This is a genomic window from Photobacterium obscurum, from assembly GCF_026191635.1.
In the GTDB taxonomy this organism is placed as follows: domain Bacteria; phylum Pseudomonadota; class Gammaproteobacteria; order Enterobacterales; family Vibrionaceae; genus Photobacterium; species Photobacterium obscurum.
In genome coordinates, this window is sequence record NZ_JAKRRW010000071.1 from 1 (window position 1) to 360 (window position 360).

Consider the following 360-nt stretch of genomic DNA (forward strand, 5'->3'; position numbering starts at 1 on the left):
CGGCGTTTTTCAAGGTAGTTGTCGCCTAATTATGTTTAAGCAGCTTGTTCCAGCTGCTCGTTGATATCTGGTTTCTCTGGGTTAAGCATGACCGGCCCAGCAGGTTCGCATTTCCTTATTTCTCCTGACCAACGCTCTGGGTTTCTTGCTTTCGCTTGCTCGAAGACTGTCTTTCTTATTGCCAAGATTTCAGCATCCTCGTTACGATGACGTTGCCCCGGAGTCACGAAGCCTATTCGACTATGACGGTGTTCTTCGTTGTACCACTCGACAAAGTTCTTAACCCAACTTCTGGCATCACCCAGATTATTGAAGCCAGATGAAGGCCATTGTGGCCTGTACTTCAACGTTCTGAACAAG

Annotated in this window: 1 protein-coding gene; it reads right to left on the reverse strand. The window is 47.5% G+C overall.

The window, feature by feature from the left end:
• Positions 1 to 35: 35 nt before the first annotated feature.
• The coding region (locus MD588_RS25960; protein ID WP_265700839.1) for an integrase core domain-containing protein at positions 36 to 360 on the reverse strand (325 nt) is incomplete at its 5' end.